Here is an 18883-nt window from a genome sequence, read left to right as displayed (position 1 = left end):
TCGCGTCTTAAGATATTATCCTTGCCATCAAAAGATACAGGATATTCAAGAAGCGATTATCATTATTTAGGACCTTGTTATTTGTCATGGAAAGAAAAAATCTATCAATTCTTGTCGTATGTGCTGGGAATATATGTCGCTCTCCAATGGCGGAAGCTGTTTTGAGGCAAAAGGCGCAGCAGAGAGATTTATGCTGGAAAGTTGATAGTGCTGGTGTCTTCAAATTTATTCAAGGGAAGGCCCCCGATCCTAAAGCTATATTGGTTGCTAATAATCGTGGTTACAATCCTTTAGTTTCAAAGTCTAGGAGAATAACAAATGATGATTTTGAAACGTTTGATCTGATTTTAGCTGTTGATAAATCAACGCTTGCAGACCTTTTTGATATTTGTCCATTTGAATATAGATATAAATTATCTCTGTTTTTATCCCATAGTCTCATTAATGAAACAGAAATTCCCGATCCATACCAAGGTGGGATATCACTTTTTGAACAAGCATTTGACTTAATTGATGTTGGTTCTGAAGGGATCTTTAATAAATTTACTGCTTAGCGTGAGCCCTAATATCACGCAGAGCGCGAAAATATAAGTGTTTATAAACAATGATTATGTTGTTACTGCTGTAAATAGCACTCTAGAGGCGATATCTAGTGGCGGTAGCGTGCTCAAAATTTGTGATAACTACTGATTTCAATGTTGTGAAGTGAATCTCGACCTTGAGTAGGTATTTTAATTGGAATAACAGGAAGTCGATATTGTGAAAAAGGTTCTAATAGCATTTGGTACACGGCCTGAAGCGATAAAAATGGCACCATTGGTTCATAAAATGAAGCAAGACAGTCGTTTTGAAACGAAAGTATGTGTGACAGGACAACATAGAGAAATGCTTGATCAGGTCTTGGCATTGTTTGAAATTATGCCTGATTTTGATCTGAATATTATGGAGCCTGGTCAAACGTTAAGTACCGTGACAACTAAGATTTTAAATGGAATGGAGGGCGTCTTAAAGACGTTCAAGCCTGATGTAGTTCTCGTTCATGGGGATACAGCGACGACTTTTGCTACATCACTAGCCTGTTATTACCAACAAATAGCGGTTGGCCATGTAGAAGCGGGTTTGCGAACTGGAAATATTTATTCGCCTTGGCCTGAAGAAGCAAATAGGAAACTAACCGGAGCACTGACTCAATATCACTTCGCACCAACAGAGACGTCAAAGCAAAATTTATTAAGTGAAAATTATAGCGCTGACACCATTCACACAACAGGTAACACTGTTATTGACGCTCTATTTATGATCCGCAATAAAATCAACAGCGATTCATACTTGAAAGAGACGTTGGACCAACAATTTTCAATACTCGATAAAGAAAAAAACCTCATTTTAGTCACAGGTCATCGACGCGAAAGTTTTGGCGGAGGTTTCGAACGTATTTGTGAAGCATTGTTGAAGACCGCTAAACAGCACCCTGAATGCCAAGTTCTTTATCCTGTCCATCTGAACCCAAATGTGCAAGAGCCAATCAATCGGTTATTGCGCGACGTTAACAATATCTTCCTCATTGATCCGCAAGAGTATCTCTCTTTTATCTATTTGATGGATAGAGCACACATCATTTTAACGGATTCTGGTGGTATTCAAGAAGAAGCGCCATCGTTGGGTAAACCTGTTTTGGTTATGCGAGATACAACGGAAAGACCAGAAGCGGTACAAGCCGGTACCGTTAAGCTAGTCGGTACAAATACACAAATTATTTATGAAGAGCTAACTCAATTGCTTTTAGATAGAAAGGCTTATGAATCGATGAGCCAAGCGCACAATCCATACGGTGATGGTCAAGCAAGTCAGCGTATCGCAGATATTTTAGCAAGATAAAATTTGAGGAAAAAAATGTTTAGTAAAGTTTCAGTTATTGGTTTGGGGTATATCGGGTTACCGACTGCGGCAGTGATTGCATCACGAGGAATTGATGTAATCGGAGTTGATGTCAATCAACACGCTGTCGACACCATTAATAAAGGTGAGATTCATATTGTTGAGCCGGATTTGGATATTGTCGTCAGAAGTGCGGTGATGACAGGAAAGCTGAAAGCTACGGTTACACCAGAATCTGCGGATGCATTTTTGGTTGCCGTACCTACTCCATTTAAAGGGGATAATCACGAGCCTGATCTTAGTTATATTGAAGCCGCGGCAAAAGCGATTGCACCAGTACTTGAGAAAGGAAACTTGGTGGTTCTAGAAAGCACGTCACCTGTAGGGGCAACAGAAAAACTGTCAGGTTGGTTGGCAGAGGCAAGGCCGGATTTAACTTTCCCGCAGCAGAAAGGCGATGGGGCCGATATTAAAGTGGCTCACTGTCCGGAGCGCGTATTACCTGGCTATGTATTGCAAGAACTCGTGAGTAACGACCGCGTGATTGGTGGTATGAGCAAGTCTTGCAGTGAAAAATCGGTGGAGCTGTACAAAACGTTTGTTAAAGGGGAGTGCATTGTAACCAACTCTCGTACAGCTGAAATGGCGAAACTGACAGAGAACTCATTCCGAGATGTGAATATTGCTTTTGCAAATGAGCTATCTCTTATTAGCGAAAAGCTTAAAATTAATGTGTGGGAATTGATTAAGTTATCCAACCGTCACCCACGCGTTAACATCTTAAACCCTGGTCCAGGTGTAGGTGGACACTGTATTGCGGTAGACCCGTGGTTCATAGTCAATAGTTGCCCAGAAGAGTCAAAACTGATTGCCGCGGCACGTAATGTTAATGATGGCAAACCACAATGGGTTGTTGAGCAAGTTAAACAAGCGGCGGACCAATTTAAAAAACCAGTAATTGCATGCCTTGGTGTTGCATTTAAAGCGGACATTGATGATCTACGTGAAAGCCCTGCATTAGATATTACAGCGAACTTAGCTCAGGATGATATTGGGCAGATTCTTGTTGTTGAACCGAATATCTCTGATTTGCCGAACCAATTAGCAGAAGCGGGTGTTGAATTAGTGACACTTGAGCGAGCGATGGAAATTGCCAATGTTGTTGTTGTTCTTGTTGATCATAAAGAGTTCAAAGCAGCAGATAAAACCTCTTTTGCAAAGAAAGTGGTGATTGATACTCGAGGCGTAGTCGCTTAACAAACAGATGGCTTTCACTGATCTGCACTGTCTTATTGCGGTGTGATGCAAACTTAATTAAGGCAGCGTTATTTCTTAATGTTGCCTTAAAGGAAACGTAATGAAAAAGATATTGCTTATTGTTCCTCTCAGCACAGTCAAGTGGGGAAGCGAAAATGCAGGAGGAGTAGATAGTGTTTGTCAGCAAATCATTCGTTCGTTAGCAGAAAAACCGCCAGAAGGCTATATGTATGAAATAGTTGCAATCAAAGTGGGTACGACGGATGTTGAATTATTTGAACAGTATGCTTTACATGAAAGGGTAACGCTTACATTTATCCCAGAAAAAGAGACGTTATTTGGGATTACGGTGCCTGGGTTTGTTTATCATAATTACTTTCTATACAAAAAAATAAAAGAATCTCAGCCGGATATAGTACATAGCCATTTAATAAGCCTCCCACTATTTTCGTCCAATAATGTCAAATCCATACTAACACTTCATTCTTTTGGGAAAATAGCGAGAAAGTCACGAGGTTTTTTTAACAATATAATCTTTGAGTCAATCTTGCCAAAAATGACTCTGTCAAAAGCAAACATGATCACATGCGTAGGCGATATCATTTTTGATGAAGTGAAGGGAGAACACCTTCATAAGTTAGTTAAAATCGGCAACCCAATTGATAGCTCGTTCTTCCATGCGAAAAATAGTCGTTCATATGGTGACTCAGTAATTCGGTTAGTTACTTGTGCCCTGATAACACCTCGTAAACAAATTGATCTAATCATTGAGTTAACTAAAACTCTGAGTAGTTCAATTAATGTAGAGCTAACTATTATTGGCCCAGATGATAATGAATACTCGAGAGAACTAAAGATAAAAACTGAAAACTTAAATATTAGCGAAAAAGTTCATTGGATGGGTGCGATGTCTCAAGCCCAGATAATTGAACAATATGAACTTGCGGACTTAGGTGTTTTCTTATCAAAGGAAGAGACATTTGGGCTAGCACCGTTGGAGATGTTAGCTGCAGGGTTGCCGCTGATATCGACGTCTGTCGGTATCCTGGATGAGAAAAATTCATTTTTCAGAGGATTAGGCGTTTGCTTTATTGATGTAAATAGAATGGATGATGAAGTATCTAGAATATTAGCGTACATAAACAGTGTGAAGACAATTGATAGAGACGAAATAAAATCCATTTTTTCAATAGACAGCGTCGTTGAGAAGTATCAAGTGGCATACGGAAATATTAATAGTGATAAGTAAGCTTTTTAAATATGCGCCGGTTCAAATACTCTCTGCATTTAGCCTGTTTTTACTCATCTCAATTCAGACGAGGTATTTATCTCCAAATGAATACGGTCTGTTAGCAATTTTCTTAGTATTTACAGAAGGTGCTCGCTCTGTACTGGTTCAATGGATTAATAACTGCTTAGTGAGATTCTATTCAACATCATCATCAAAGTTGAAATTTGTATCACAGTTGTCATTTTGGTTGTTGGTTTGCTTGTTTTTATCATCACTTGTTATTTTTATATGCATGATGATGTTTAATGTTTTCACCGTAACAAATTTTGCAGCCATTTATCTGTTGTTAATATCAAAGAGTTTATATTTATATTTAACGGAATGTGCAAGGGTTGAAGAGCGAGTGACTCATTATCGAAAAGCTGTTTTTGTTCAATCAATGTTGTCTGTAATAATAAGTTATATTACCCTTTTGTATTATGAGAATATTGTGTCAGCTATATTTGCATTGATTGTAAGCTATACAATTTCATTAGTAATTGTTGGATATCATGGGACAATATCTAATAAATATAATAAATCGATGAAAACTACACTGCTTAGTTTTGGCCTTCCATTAATGATATCTGGATTACTAGGTATACTAGCATCACGTAGCGACCGGTTGCTCATTGCATCATTAACTGATCTTGAACAGGCTGGGTTATATTCTGCGGTTTCTAATTTGTTAATGGGAATTATGTCACTAGTATTTATGGTCGTAGCATTACCACTTTTCCCTGAGTTGACTAAAGTAGTTAATGACAAATCAGAACTGTATAAGAAGCATCGATACTATGGAGGTGTTATATGCGCACTCAGTATACCGTCGACAGTTGGTATATGTTTGCTAGCACCACATTTAGTTAAATTATTCTTAGGTGAACCCTACCAAGGTATGGATCTAAAGATATTTTACGCTTTATCTATTGCTACTTGGTTTTTTAATATTAAGTGTCATTTTTTGGACCATGGATTTCAATTCGTAATGAAAACAAAGTGGATGCCAATTTTAACCTTAAGTGCATTTGTCATTCAGGTCGGAATTTCTTTGGAACTAATTCCAGAGTATGGAGCGATAGGTGCTGCAATCAGTTTTATGTTAGCGTTTTTTGTAGTTTCAATTTTCACTTTAATCGTGGGGACGCGCCTTGGGTATCGGTATCCGTGTCCTCAACATCTACCTGAAACTTTATTGGCAACCATGATGATGGCTATATCTGTAAATGTTACTGGCATGTATACAAATATACTACCGAGTTGGCTTGTTATTATTATCTTTATCAGCGTTGGATTTTTATCATATGGGTCAGTGCATTTTATGTTAAATAGCTTTTCTATCAAAGACTACATAAAGGGCTTAACTGTCAATGAAAAGCACTAGTATCTATCTCTATGTTGTAATTTCTATTATCTCGTCGGTAACTCTTGGTGGGTATTTTCTTGAAAATATAGGGATTCCTTATGTATCAAATGGTGGTCCCGCATTTGTAAAAATACATATTTATGCATATACAATTATGTTTTCCTTTGCAATTGTTACATTAAAGTTGGGGCCTCGATGGTTTGAATTATCATTAGGGAAATTGAATAGTATTTGGTACGTAAGTATTTTATCTTTACTATTTGTTGTGGTCTATGGGTTTGTTCGACATGGAACATCAGGGATGGCATATTTGATTAATACATTCCTCTCACCACTGTTGTTAATACCATTGCTTTCAATAATAAGTAAAGATCAAGCAAGTAAATTACAAAAGTTAATAGCTTATTTGATACTCATAAACTCAATTATAGCAATTATTGAATACTTACTGCATTTCCGTGTAGTCAATGTTGAGTTCAATTCTTTTTCGTTTTTTCGTTCAACAGCTCTGCTCACACATCCGCTAAACAATGCACTTATTACTGCAAGCCTTGCAATTCTTATTTTCAACAGAAGTGTAGTGCCAAGTTTTCTGTATGTGTTGATTATTCTTTTATCTCTTTTTTCTTTTGGAGGAAGAGCAGCTTTAGTCATATTTTCTGTCACAGTTTTTCTTTATTGTCTTCCTGTGTTGTGGCGATTTTGTACAACTGGTGTCAATGGGGATAAGTTTAAAATCTCGATGCTGTTGCTTTTAGGCTATTTTTCACTGCTTATATTTATATTTGTTTTGATTGATTCAAATATTTCAGATCGAATTATGTCAAAACTCTATATAGATAGCAGTGCTTCGGCTCGGATTGATGTGTTTTATTTATTTGAACAGCTAAGCATTTCCGAATGGATCTTTGGCGCTAGTGATAGACTTCTTGAATCGATAGAATTGTATATTGGGATAAAAGTTATTGAAAATTATATTATTGGTTGGATTTTTACATTTGGACTATTAGGGATGATACCTTTAACAGTATGCGTTTTTCTTCCAATGTTTTTCTTCGCTATAAATGGAAGGTATTCGGACAAGTTAGCGATGATGACATTCTTCGTTATAAGCCTAACAAATAATTCATTAACAACTAAAACACCAGTATTACTGCTGTTTTTATGTATTCTCTATTTGAGGTATAAAGAATGTCAGGACGAAACAAAAAGTATAAATTATTGATGAATGGGTATTGTAACAAATGTTGATAAACTTAATGTTAATTGGAAAATGGTGTAATAGTCATCATTTGAGTTTTGTGTCTAAGATAATTTACGCAATCCAATTTTTTCTTTTCAATTCGTCTCTTCCTCATAGTGCCATTATCGGGAAAGGTAGCAAATTTGCTTATGGCGGTATTGGGTGTGTTATACATAAAAGAGCGCGGGTCGGAAAAAACTGCACCTTTGGGCAAAACATTACTATAGGTGGTCGGTCTAAACATGTAGATGTCCCAATTATAGGGGATAATGTTTATATCGGTGCAGGTGCTCGCGTCCTTGGTCCAATAAATATTGGTGACAACGTGATTATTGCACCTAATGCAGTGGTTATCTCCGATGTACCACCATCAACTATTGTTGGTGGCATACCTGCAAAGGTGATCAAATCTGATATTGACCCTAGCAACTTTATTTAGGACTCGAGACATGTTTTTAAGTGGAATCTATATTAACTCTCCAATCTTTGTTCAGAATACATTGTTAAGTGTACGGGCATTAATTAGAGTTGTTATTCGTGAAGGAAAAAGTCAACAAGGCTTAACTAAAAAATTACTAGCACATGATAAAAACCTTAATCAGTTGAAGAAATATTCTGAATTAGAGTTAAATTCGGTGATTAAAAAATCAGAAACAGTACCAGCTTATAAAAATTCAAAGTTAGAGTCTGATGGATTAGAGAGTTTTCCTGTCATTAGTAAAGATGATATCAAATCGAATAGTGAAAACTTTGTTTCGGATGCAAAAAAGAAAAATGTTATTCATGGTGCAACAAGTGGCACTACTGGGACTCCTTTGTCCATCCCTCAAGATATTGAGTCGGTTATTCGCGAGCAAGCATTTGTTGCTCGCCACCTCGATTGGGCAGGTTATCAAAAAGGTGACAAGCGCGCGTGGATTCGAGGCGACATGATTGTTCCTTTAGAACAGAAGACCGTCCCATTTTGGCGATACTCATGGTTCGAAGATATGATCATGTTGTCATCCTTTCATATGACAAAAAATGCGTTACCACACTACATTAAAGCGATGGTTGATTTCGGTGTTGAAATTATCCAAGCCTACCCGTCATCAATCGTTACCCTTGCTAAATATCTAGAGTCGCAAGGCGAATATTACCCATTAGGCCTTAAGTCCATAATTACTTCTTCAGAATCGCTATCAGATGAAGACAGACGAGTAGTAGAAGACAGGTTCCAATGTACAGTTTTTGATTGGTACGGGTTATTTGAACGAGTGGCGGCAATCGCTAATTGCGAGCATGGTCGTTATCACGTGTTAACTGATTATTCTCATGTGGAGTTTTTTGACGCTGGGGATGGAACTCACGAAATCGTTGGAACCAATTTTAACAATAAACATTTTCCCTTAATTCGATATAAAACGGGTGATCATGTCGTGTTGTCTGATGAGACCCACTGCCCATGCGGAAGAGTCTTCCCCATCATTAGTAAAATTGAGGGCCGTGTAGGTGATTATCTTATCGGTGAAGATGGTCAGAAGGTTCATATTTTGAACCACATTCCCAAAGGGGTAGATGGCTTACTTGCATGTCAATTTATTCAAAATGAACCGCGCTCAATCGTCATTTCGGCGGTCATAGATGAGACTGTGTTTGACTCAAACCAGGAATCAAAACTTATTGCTAACACCAAAGATAGATTGGGGCAAACAATGAGTGTGAGCATTAATTTGGTTAATTCTTTAGATAGAACACGAAATGGGAAAATAAGACAAGCAATATGCACAATCAAGGAATAGATGTGAATAAAAAAATTAATATTACAGTGGCAACCGATATTCATGGTCAAGGTGGTGTTGCTACCGTTTTAAGTGTCTATAAAGAGTGTGGTTTTTTCGAAAATAATCGAGTGAAATTAATTACTAGTCACTCCTCTAACAATAAATGGGGACACCTTGGCGCAGCGCAGTTGTTCGTCATGTGCATATTCAAGTTAGCTTATTATATTTTATTTCATGACGTTGGTTTAGTTCATATCCATATGTCTTCACGTGGAAGTTACAAGCGTAAATCTCTGTTAGTCAGAATGGTAAAAGCATTAAACACTAAAGTGATTCTTCATCTACATGGTGCTGAGTTCAGAGAGTTTTACGCCAATGAATGTGATGAAAAGAAAAAAACGCATATCAGAAAAACTTTTGAAATGTCTGATAAGGTTATTGTTCTTTCGTCACACTGGCTTGATTGGGCGTATCAAACACTTAATAAAAGTGATCATGTCAATGTTATTTATAATGCAGTTCCAACTTTATCGATAAAGAGATCCGAAGTCCAACCTGGAACGATTGCTTTTTTGGGAAGGATTGGCCCACGTAAAGGTGCACTCGATCTCATTCATGCTTTCAAGCAAATTAAACATGTTTTACCACATGCAACATTAATGATGGCAGGTGATGGAAATATTTGTGAATACAAAGAAGAAGCAAAAAAGCTGGGTATTGACGACTCAGTTCACTTCTTAGGTTGGGTTAGTGGTCAGGAAAAATTAGATATCTTGAAAAAAGCGGACGTGTATTGTTTACCTAGCTACAACGAAGGGTTTCCTATGGGAGTCCTAGAAGCTATGTCTGCCGGTATTGCTGTCGTTTCAAGCTATGCAGGGGGTATTCCAGATGCCATATCTGATGGTGTTGATGGCCTGCTAGTTGATGCTGGAGATATCCAAAATTTAGAGCAAGCCTTGATCACTATGATTTCAGATCGTGATGCAAATAGAGAGTTTGTTAACGCGGCAAAGACTAAATTTGATGATAATTTTTCTCTTGATGCAATTATCCCTCAGATGCAAAAAGTTTATGATGATACGTTGGGCTTAGAAAATGAATAACATTGTTGATGTAAAAGATACTATTTTTCAACAGGCGAAGTTACGAAACTTTGCTGGATATGATCCATTTGATGGTTTGAATGCCCGTTTTTTCTGTCATTTCCCAAGCTTGAAAGATAGCATCGTTGGACTAGCTTGGATCCAATTATTTAAGCGTTCACCTATCAACTTTCGCCCGTTATTTGGGGTGCCTGAAAAAAGGAATCCTAAGGGGATCGGTTTATTTATTTTAGGGATACTAGAAGAGTACAAAAGTACAAAGGACTCGAAATTACTTGCTGAAGCTGAAGAGTTAGGTAATTGGTTACTTGAACAAAATTGTGCTGGTGATGAATGGACCTCTTCTTGTTGGGGTTATCATTTTGACTGGAAAGCGCGTGCTTTTTTTGTTCCTAAAGGTAAACCTAACGTGATCACCACGGTTTATGTGAGTCGCGCATTATATCAACTCGGGCTCCAATTAGGACGCGACGATATGGTCAATACCGCCTTAAGCAGCGCTGATTTTATTGTAAACCATCTCTATACGAACATTGATAATCAGGAATTTTTTGCCTATATACCGGGTGAGATCGCTTTTGTTCACAACGCTAGTCTTTGGGCTGCTGCTTGGGTGGCATTTTCTGCCAGTCAAACAGGAAACAGGAAATACCGAGACTTGTCTTTAAGGATTGCTGCCCGTAGTGCTGGGCAACAATCTATAGATGGTAGTTGGGTTTATGGTGAACGGCACCATCACCAGTTTATCGATGGGTTTCATACTGGATATAATCTAGAAGCGCTGTATGAAATTAAAGCAGCGTTAGATACTGATGTTTTTGATGCGACGATAAAAAAAGGGCTAGACTATTACATCAATAACTTCTTCGAAAAAGATGGTACTGCGAAATACTATAATACTAATCGATATCCAATTGATCCTCATTCTGTCGCCCAAGCTATCATCACATTAATAAAAGTTGACCCTACATCAGAACATATCGCTTTGGCGAAAAAAATACTGAATAACTCTGTTGATACTCTGTACTCAGCAGAGAAGAAACAATTTATTTATCAGAAGAATATTCGGTTCTCTATTGGAATCAATTACATTCGTTGGACTCAAGCTTGGATGTATTATTCATTTTCTGTTTATTCTAACCAAAATCATAACCACTCATAGCCATCCGAAATCACCAAGTAACATCGAAAAATACTGTTAGAGAAAAATTATGGAAAGCGAATTAGTTAACAAAGAAATAAATTTTTTAAATGTACCAATGCATGTTTTGTCTATGAAGGAAACGGTTGAAACAATAAAGCAGCGGGTTGCGGATCAGGTTTTTACTCAACATGTCGTTGTCAATGTCGCAAAGATAGTGAACATGAAAGCGGATGTTGAACTTGCTGATTCGGTCACTGAGTGCGATATCATTAATATTGATGGAATGGGGGTTGTCTGGGGGGCTCGTTTTATGGGCCATAATGTTGGGCAACGCGTGGCTGGTGTCGATCTGTTCCATGAACTTAATGCTATGGCAGAACAAGAAAAATTTCCTGTTTTCTATCTAGGAGCGGAGGAGCAGGTTGTCGACAAAACAGCACAAGTTATGCGAGAAAAACATCCTAACTTGGAGATCGCAGGTTTTCATCATGGGTACTTTTGGGATGATGAGCTTGCTTTGGTTCATTTAATTAAGGCATCTGGAGCTAAGCTACTTTTTGTAGCCATTACCTCTCCAAAAAAAGAAAATTTTATAAACAAGTGGAAAGATGAGCTTGGCGTCGACTTTGTTATGGGAGTTGGTGGAACATTTGATGTTGTTGCTGGAAAAGTTTCGCGAGCACCTTTATGGATGCAAAATTCTGGCTTGGAATGGTTATATCGAGTAATTCAAGAACCACGTAGAATGTGGAAGCGATACTTGATAACAAACAGCAAATTTGCTTGGCTACTTATAAAAGCTAAATTAAGAAAATCTTAAGAAGTATGCCAGTGTACTTAGGTGCTTATCAAATTTAGGTAATTGCTCCTTATCATTCATGTTTTATTATAATTTATGCGTCATTGTTTAGGGCTTCCATGCATATCAATTCTTTTACGCAATTTAGAGCTATTGCAATCTTGTTTATCATTTCAGGGCACTCTTTTTCAGTGGTTGGGATGAGTTTTGATAGTTTATTTGATAAAGCTGTAATGAATTTTATATCGGGTGGGACATCACTCTTTGTTTTTATCTCAGGGTTTCTGTTTCATCATGTATTTTATTCAAAGTTTAACCATAAAAAGTTCATCATTAAAAAATGTCAAAATGTGCTGTATCCATATTTAATCATAGGATTAGCTCCTATTACACTCTATGTGGTAACACAGAGTAGTGCCTTTGACGGATATTTCCTCCCCAATGGTGAGGGGATTTTAAGCGAATATATTGTACCGATTATTAAGTATTATATCTCTGGAAGATTTATTACTGCTTACTGGTATATCCCATTTATCATGATAACCTTTTTTCTTTCTCCCATACACGTGATGTTTATTCGTTTAAACTTAAAGTTTCAGATGATGATTATCATATTATTATCACTAGTTGCGGTTTTCATCCATCGCCCAATTGATAATATCAATGTCATTCAGAGTTTTGTCTATTTTACACCAGTATACTTGATTGGAATGGTGGCCTCGATTCATAAAAACCACATATACAAATACCTAGGAAGTAAAGAAATTTATATCTTTGTTTTTATTTTCTTAGTGCTTTTATTGCAAATCTATTGGGGATGTGAGGGGAGTTCTCATAAACAGCCTTTTGAATTTGTGGGCTTAGATTTAATGTTTATTCAAAAGATTGCATTGTGTTTCTTCTTTATGGTACTTCTACATCGATTTGAGGATGTGGACAACAAATACATAAATGTTATTGCATCAACTAGTTTCGCTGCATTCTTTATCCACCCATTTGTTATCAGTATCATATCGAGGCTTAATTTACATTATATTCAATTAGACTCATGGTTGTTCTTTGTCTTTTTCGTTGGGTTGCTGCTATCAGCTTGTATTATTGCATCGTTATCCGTGAAAAAATTAATTCCTAATCATAGTAGGTATATCTTAGGCTATTAGCTTTGTTGACAAATATGTGGCATAAAAACCCTCTATGATGATGTTATAGGGGGTTTTTAGTTATTAGGATGCTAATTTATTGTTTAACCTATCAGTGGTTAACTGTGGCAACTGTAGTTCCCCGAGTTTTGTAGGATGAACTCGGAATCTTTAATGACCAATGAGCCATCATTAAACATAGTATAAAATACATTGCTGTTGCTGGTGCTTGTAGAGGGAAATCTACACTCATGTGAACAGTCATGCCTATAATTGCCATTAATGAAGACAGACCAATTCCACGCATTAGTCGGTTCTTTCTTCTTTTGAAGGCTTTAAGACCGTGGCGTGCGGAGAGCACAATCATTCCCCCTAACAGCATGACAGTAACTAGGCCGTACTCTAATGTAAATTGGATATAATCATTATGTGTATGATCATAGAATAATTGGACATTACCTTGGTTATACGCCGGAAAAGTTGAATAGAAAGTACCAGCGCCAAAGCCTGATAATGGTCTTTCTTTAACAGCAGCAAGTGAGTATTCAATCACATCATCTCTGGACTCTGTTTCTAAACTCGTCGCCACAAGCCTTTGCTTTATTTTCTCAAGTCCAAACCAATTACTGACGATAAATGTATCCACAATGAATAGACTGAAAATTAAGATATAAACACTTTTTGATTTCAACTTATAGTGTTTTAGCAAGAGGGCACACCCTACAACTAGTGCAATAAAGAAAGACACATTTCCCATCCTTGAACGTGTCAAAACCAATGCGATAACCATTATTATTAGCCCGAGGCGCACAAACGTTTTGTCATTGAGTAGTACAGACAAAAAATGCGCCATATTGTTTTTGATCCCAACGGATTTTGAGTCTGCTAGCTGAGCTGTCAACAGACCAAAGCCAATACAAAGGTTTAGCATTAAGAAGTTAGCCAGATGATTATGATAGACAAAACTGCCTGATGCTCTACTTCCTAGTGGCAATTCAAATATTAATGAATGGTCAAGATGGAGTAGGTTGATAACGCTTGCATAAAAAGCCTGAGTTATACCGGCTGCGAGCATGACAGTGGCAAGCAATTTTAGTGTTGTTGAATTATAGATAAGCACTGAAGATACTAAACAAAGTTGCAGATAGTGAAATCCCTTAAGCGCAGAGACTAACACTAACCCAGGATCTTGAGATAAATGCAGGTTCGGAATGCTTTGAATGAGTGACCATGTTGCTGTTATCAGAAGTGGTAATACGATGACAATTGTTCGTTTTATGCAGTTGACCCAATGCTTTAATGGGAAGATAAACAAGCAAGATAGCATTATCAGAGCAAGCCATATTTCGTTGAAAGACCAGGCAAGTGGACGGTTGCTTCCTAGAGGTATGGGGAGCCAGAAGATGAAAATTAAGAACAGGGTAAAGGTTATTTTTTCTATAAAAGGCATACGATAGTTCGTCAAATGACGAAGGTTGCTTAACCAACCTCCGGGGTAAGGGGATTATGATAGAGTGCTAATTCGTTGATGCGGTACCGCCACCGCTACCACTACCCGTTCCTATAGTGGATGTGTTTCCAGGATTTGTCAGAACAGGGGGGGTTGGTAGTGTCGTAGGTACATCCGTAACCGGTAAGTTAGCAATAGGTATGTTTCCGTTTTCGGGAGCACTAATTGCAGGTGCATTATTCACTGGTGTATTACTCACAGGGGCATTGTTTGCGATAGGAGTGTTATCGGCAGCCAGAGAGTTGATCGTTATCGGAGAACTAGCAACTGCAGGCGTATTCGTCGTTAAAACTGGTCTGTTCGCCGCAGGTGTATTAACTGTTTCAGAAGTTCCATCTGCTGTCGGGGAGTTGACAAGGATAGAGTTATCGTTTGTCACAGGTAAATTATCAGCGGCAACTAATGCTCCAGCGGTCGGTGTACCTGCGGCTGTTGGTTCAGTAATGCTTGCCGGGTCAGCACCGCCACTAATTGCAGCTAAAATTATATCTGTTGGATCCATCGCTCCTATTTTAGCCACAGCATCAACGATCTCTTGCGCTAGAGCTGGATTTACTTCTACAGCAATTTGTACAAGTTCAGCTTGTAAATTTTTAGGTGCGATTTCAACAAGCATTGCTGTTAATTCTGCAATATCACTATTAGGAACAATTTCTAAAACCGACTTTAGGATTTCTGCCATTAAAGTGGGTTGTATTAAAGAAGCCAGTTTAGCTATTTCTTTTGCCATTTTAGGGCACTGTGCAGACAATTTCTTGACTAAGCCTACAAGGTCATCTGCCTGCTCTAACTGTTCTTTTATTGCCTCAGTGCTTGAACAAGCCGTGTTTGTTTTATTGTTTATATTAGGTAACGTTAATGCAACGGTTAATCCTAATGAAATTGTGATGAGTAGTACTAGCCAAAGTGTTTTTTTCATGTCTGTATCCTATATTCCAGATAGACAAATTATAATTATGTTATTGCTGCTAATATAGGATGGCTAGAGTAAAAACCGTCTATTTCTCATTTTTAAGGCGATCTGATTATGTCTATTTTCCAGATAATTAGGTTTTTTCGACAATATATTTTTTCGTTCGATATTTTAGTTGACCATGAGCATGGTTGAGCATATAAGCGATAACAACAGCAAAAGTTATACCGGATAAACTTGCTGTAATATCTAGCCAAGAGAATGTCCTCGTACTTGAAAATATTTGTAAACTTTCATCAATCAAGCAAAATGAAGAAATTGTAATAAAAGCGAAGATCGTACTGAATTTAACGCCATGCAATGCTGTAAGTACCCTAATAAACATCAGTGCAATGAGCAAAGCGCAGATAAAATGTAAATATAAATCTCCCCCGAGGTAGTACTCCAACAAATATGTGCTATTGCCATGGCTATTCAATGTTTTCGATAGAGAGAGTAGAGCGGTGCCCAGTGAGATTAAGGTCAAAACGAGCAGTGCTATCGGGCGTCTATTAATCACTTTATTTATTGTGGAATTCATTGTAGAAACCTATCGCAAAGAGGAACATTATTATTATAGTCCCTAGAGTGTTTAACAATAGCAGTACATACAGAGTGTAATTGGCCTTGTGATTTAAGGTAACGATACATGTCACCCCTGGTTTTGGGATGAGTTAAAGCTCGTGCTGCATGATCTAGCGCTAGTTTTTTTTGTGGTGAGGTAAATAATTGCCAGTTTATGAGTCCAACTTGTGAAACGGTTTGGTTTACTTTAGGCGTAAATGGCCCATATTTATCGGCTTTATTTATATATTGCACGATATTTTTACTATCTAATTGCGAGTCGACTACAATTAAATCGGCCCAAGTATCAGGCCATATTGGCCTTAATGATGCGCTTTCTAAATAAGCATTTTTAGCGTGGATCAAACTATTTTTTCTGTCAGTTGAATTCTTGAGAAAGGCTTCCCACTCATAGATCTTACCTAGTATATTAAAGTAGTGAGGATGAGAAGGTTGGAGACTAATTGCTTTTAATGCGATTGTTTTTGTTTCTGATATGTTTTCTAATGTTACGCTGTCTGGACGAATGGACCAACGCTCTATATTTTTCTCGGCAGCAGAGGCGTAGACAGATGCTACGCCAAAGCAGAATGAGAAATATACCATCGCCAAGGCCCCAAAGATGGCAAGCCATCTAAGAGGTTTGAAATAAAAATTATATTGTACTTTTGAGTTGGACATTAAGAGTTTTCAGAACCATAGTAGGATTGGTACTGATGATATCCACCATAATGTGCTGCTTTCTTGACGTTTAGTTTGTTTAGAATAACGCCATCAATTCTGACGCCTTGCTGTGCTAATTTTCCGACCACATCACGGACAACTTTAGTTCTAGTATGTGCCGCATTAATGACTAATATCGTCGAGTCGACATATTGAGTCAGCATAAAGCTATCACTTACGGCAAGGCAAGGTGGTGTATCAATAACAATCCTTGTGTAGACAGTTTTTAGCTTATTTATTAATAATTTAAATTCCTCTGAAGAAATCAGTTCTAACGGGTTATTGGTTAAAACACCTGCCGTCAAAATATCTAAATTCGACTCTTCATCTGTGTATATGCAGTCTTTATAGCTATGAGTTCTAGTGAGCAAGTTGGTTACACCAGGTTGAGACCCTGGAACATCAAAGCGATGTGCAATAGATGGTTTTCTTAAGTCGCAATCTATAAGGAGTGTTTTTTCCATTTGTGAAAGCGAAAAAGCTAAGTTGATGCTTGAAGTTGTCTTTCCTTCTTCTGGCAACGATGATGTGACCATCACAACATGGGCTTCTTTGTTGGTGTTGGCGAGCAAGTATCCTGTTCGAATTGTTCTGATCGCTTCTGTTAAATCTCTGAATTTACTATCAAAGTAGGACTTAAGCTTTAACTGACCTTTCACTTTTATTTCTGGAATTACGCCTAAAATGCTTAATGAAAGCTGTTTTTCTACTTGTTTGATATCAACGAACGTGTCATTGACTGCATCGGCCATGAATGCCATGACACAAGCAAATCCGAAAGAGGCTATGAAAACCAGTACCACAATTAGTTTTCTGTTTGGCTTGCTTGGTGACAATGGAGGATTTGCAAAATCAGTAAAACGCGCAATGGTCGCATTAAAGTCACTGGATGCGCTGGTCTCTTTCTGACGACTAAGAAATAGGTCAAATAGCTCGCTATTGGTTTGTACTTCGCGTTTTAATTCAGAATATTTTGCATTTTTTACAGTGAGTGTTTGAAACTCTAGTTTTCTTTTCTTTAATTCTCTATGTAATGACTTTTCCGCCTGCTTCGCTGCTTGAAGTTCATTATTGATACCATTTAATAACTGTCTGAGTTCAGAGTTCAGGTTTCGTTTTACGGATGTTAATTCTGCTTGTGCTGACTTGAGAGATGGGTGTTTAGGACCGTAACGTTTAGATAAGTCTGAAACCTTTCTTTCAGCTTGAACTTCAGCGAGTTTTACATCACGTATAATAGGGTGATTGGATATTTCAGGAATAGAGGCGAGCGAAGACAAATCACTATCTTTACGGCTGTATGATTGAGCGACTAAAAACAGAGTTTCAGCTGCAACTCTGCGATCTCTGGTTTTATTGAGTTGTGATGTTAGCTCGGCAAGTTCTTGAGATGCTAAGCTCTCTACACCTTTGATATCAACCAGACCTTCGGTTTTTAAGAAGTCTTGCATTTGTGCTTCAGATGTTCTTAACTTTCCTCTTAACTCTTCCATGCGATTGTTTAGCCATGTATTGGCTTTCAACTCGACTTCCAGTTTTGCTTCAATGTGGCTATCCATAAAAACACGACCAATTTCATTGGCAATGTTTGCTGATAGTTTTGGATCCTTGCTTGTATAAAGAATACTCACGAGCTGAGTTTTTCTGATAGGCCTAATTTCTAGGCCCCGCTTGAATTTGGCAAGAACCAAGCGGCTGTTGCGATACGCTGCCGCTTCTATTGACGCAGGAACCTCTTCTTTTTTGAAGGCTTTCAAGACTGGAAATTGTTCAAAAATGTCAATATTCAATCCAAACATTGGTTTTTTTTCAACGGTTGGATCAAATTCTGGATTACTGTTTAAATTTAGACGAGCAATAACCTCTTCAGCAATTCGATCTGACTTCAAAATTTCAATTTGAGTAAGGTAGTATTCCTGGCTTTTTGTATCAATACCGTAAACGTCTTCGATGGAGACCGCTTTTGCTTGTTTTGATTCAATGAGCAATGAAGCTTTTGCGGTATATTGTGATGGTATTGATAGCACAATCAGAACTGCAATTGCTGTCATCATTATTGAGAATAGGAGAATGCGCCATTTGTAGTTCAGTAAAATGGTAAAGTAGTGGCGAATATTCAGAGGTTCATCTGTATTCAATTTATTGTTAATTAATGAGTTTTCCATGGGA

The 18883-nt window shown here is 37.7% G+C and carries 17 protein-coding genes; 12 read left to right on the top strand and 5 right to left on the bottom strand.

The genetic code is table 11. The features are described from left to right. The first annotated feature begins 86 nt into the window (after positions 1 to 86). The 12 genes from L4C39_RS05455 (at position 87) to L4C39_RS05400 (ending at position 12986) form a co-directional block, all read left to right on the top strand. Positions 87 to 554, top strand: a complete 468-nt coding sequence (locus L4C39_RS05455; RefSeq protein WP_429744901.1) for a low molecular weight protein-tyrosine-phosphatase — start codon at positions 87 to 89, stop codon at positions 552 to 554. Positions 555 to 759: 205 nt separating this feature from the next. After that, entirely contained in the window at positions 760 to 1878 is a 1119-nt protein-coding gene (wecB, locus tag L4C39_RS05450) for a non-hydrolyzing UDP-N-acetylglucosamine 2-epimerase (protein WP_429744899.1), read from the top strand. A 15-nt stretch (positions 1879 to 1893) separates the two neighbouring features. Further along, complete coding sequence (gene vpsB / locus L4C39_RS05445) at positions 1894 to 3135, top strand: UDP-N-acetyl-D-mannosamine dehydrogenase VpsB (RefSeq protein WP_113799902.1); 1242 nt, start codon at positions 1894 to 1896, stop codon at positions 3133 to 3135. 100 nt (positions 3136 to 3235) lie between these two features. After that, the gene (locus L4C39_RS05440; protein ID WP_017053496.1) at positions 3236 to 4384 is read left to right on the top strand and encodes a VpsD family glycosyltransferase; all 1149 of its coding nucleotides are present in this window, start codon (positions 3236 to 3238) and stop codon (positions 4382 to 4384) included. Further along, positions 4374 to 5789, top strand: coding sequence for an oligosaccharide flippase family protein (locus tag L4C39_RS05435; RefSeq protein ID WP_429744897.1), 1416 nt, complete (start codon positions 4374 to 4376; stop codon positions 5787 to 5789). The genes L4C39_RS05440 and L4C39_RS05435 overlap by 11 nt, the downstream gene beginning before the upstream one ends. Further along, a complete protein-coding gene (locus L4C39_RS05430; protein WP_371730299.1) occupies positions 5776 to 6996 on the top strand; it encodes a VpsF family polysaccharide biosynthesis protein in 1221 nt (406 codons plus the stop codon). The genes L4C39_RS05435 and L4C39_RS05430 overlap by 14 nt, the downstream gene beginning before the upstream one ends. A 34-nt stretch (positions 6997 to 7030) precedes the next feature. Further along, the gene (locus L4C39_RS05425; protein WP_253825327.1) at positions 7031 to 7453 is read left to right on the top strand and encodes a serine O-acetyltransferase; all 423 of its coding nucleotides are present in this window, start codon (positions 7031 to 7033) and stop codon (positions 7451 to 7453) included. A 10-nt stretch (positions 7454 to 7463) separates the two neighbouring features. Next, positions 7464 to 8795: a phenylacetate--CoA ligase family protein gene (locus L4C39_RS05420; protein WP_429744894.1), complete on the top strand. Its 1332-nt coding sequence runs from the start codon at positions 7464 to 7466 to the stop codon at positions 8793 to 8795. Positions 8796 to 8797: 2 nt separating this feature from the next. Then, a complete protein-coding gene (locus L4C39_RS05415) occupies positions 8798 to 9883 on the top strand; it encodes a glycosyltransferase family 4 protein (RefSeq protein WP_429744892.1) in 1086 nt (361 codons plus the stop codon). Beyond that, positions 9876 to 11045 carry an aspartate-semialdehyde dehydrogenase gene (locus tag L4C39_RS05410; RefSeq protein WP_429744890.1) on the top strand — a complete coding sequence of 390 codons (1170 nt, stop codon included), beginning with the start codon at positions 9876 to 9878 and terminating at the stop codon, positions 11043 to 11045. The genes L4C39_RS05415 and L4C39_RS05410 overlap by 8 nt, the downstream gene beginning before the upstream one ends. Before the next feature lie 49 nt (positions 11046 to 11094). Then, positions 11095 to 11847 carry a WecB/TagA/CpsF family glycosyltransferase gene (locus L4C39_RS05405; RefSeq protein WP_429744888.1) on the top strand — a complete coding sequence of 251 codons (753 nt, stop codon included), beginning with the start codon at positions 11095 to 11097 and terminating at the stop codon, positions 11845 to 11847. Positions 11848 to 11945: 98 nt separating this feature from the next. Next, positions 11946 to 12986 (top strand): acyltransferase family protein, encoded by a 1041-nt coding sequence (locus L4C39_RS05400; protein ID WP_113799991.1) that lies wholly within the window; start codon positions 11946 to 11948, stop codon positions 12984 to 12986. A gap of 91 nt (positions 12987 to 13077) precedes the next feature. Here L4C39_RS05400 and L4C39_RS05395 read toward each other — a convergent pair whose 3' ends face one another. From L4C39_RS05395 to vpsO, 5 genes are all read right to left on the bottom strand, one after another. Then, a complete protein-coding gene (locus tag L4C39_RS05395; RefSeq protein WP_017053506.1) occupies positions 13078 to 14415 on the bottom strand; it encodes an O-antigen ligase family protein in 1338 nt (445 codons plus the stop codon). A gap of 67 nt (positions 14416 to 14482) precedes the next feature. Beyond that, complete coding sequence (locus L4C39_RS05390; protein WP_429744885.1) at positions 14483 to 15394, bottom strand: hypothetical protein; 912 nt, start codon at positions 15392 to 15394, stop codon at positions 14483 to 14485. A gap of 127 nt (positions 15395 to 15521) precedes the next feature. Then, on the bottom strand, positions 15522 to 15968 hold the full coding sequence (locus tag L4C39_RS05385; RefSeq protein ID WP_017053508.1) for a VanZ family protein: 447 nt from the start codon (positions 15966 to 15968) through the stop codon (positions 15522 to 15524). Next, positions 15965 to 16672, bottom strand: coding sequence for a VpsP family polysaccharide biosynthesis protein (locus L4C39_RS05380; RefSeq protein ID WP_429744883.1), 708 nt, complete (start codon positions 16670 to 16672; stop codon positions 15965 to 15967). The genes L4C39_RS05385 and L4C39_RS05380 overlap by 4 nt, the downstream gene beginning before the upstream one ends. Further along, positions 16672 to 18879 (bottom strand): exopolysaccharide regulatory tyrosine autokinase VpsO, encoded by a 2208-nt coding sequence (gene vpsO / locus L4C39_RS05375; protein WP_113799922.1) that lies wholly within the window; start codon positions 18877 to 18879, stop codon positions 16672 to 16674. Before vpsO ends, L4C39_RS05380 begins: the two co-directional genes overlap by 1 nt. Between the last annotated feature and the right edge of the window lie 4 nt (positions 18880 to 18883).

It is taken from the genome of Vibrio clamense (assembly GCF_050337905.1).
Classification (GTDB): domain Bacteria; phylum Pseudomonadota; class Gammaproteobacteria; order Enterobacterales; family Vibrionaceae; genus Vibrio; species Vibrio cortegadensis.
Note: the sequence above shows the minus strand (reverse complement) of the source record. Positions and strands in the feature narration are given on the sequence as shown.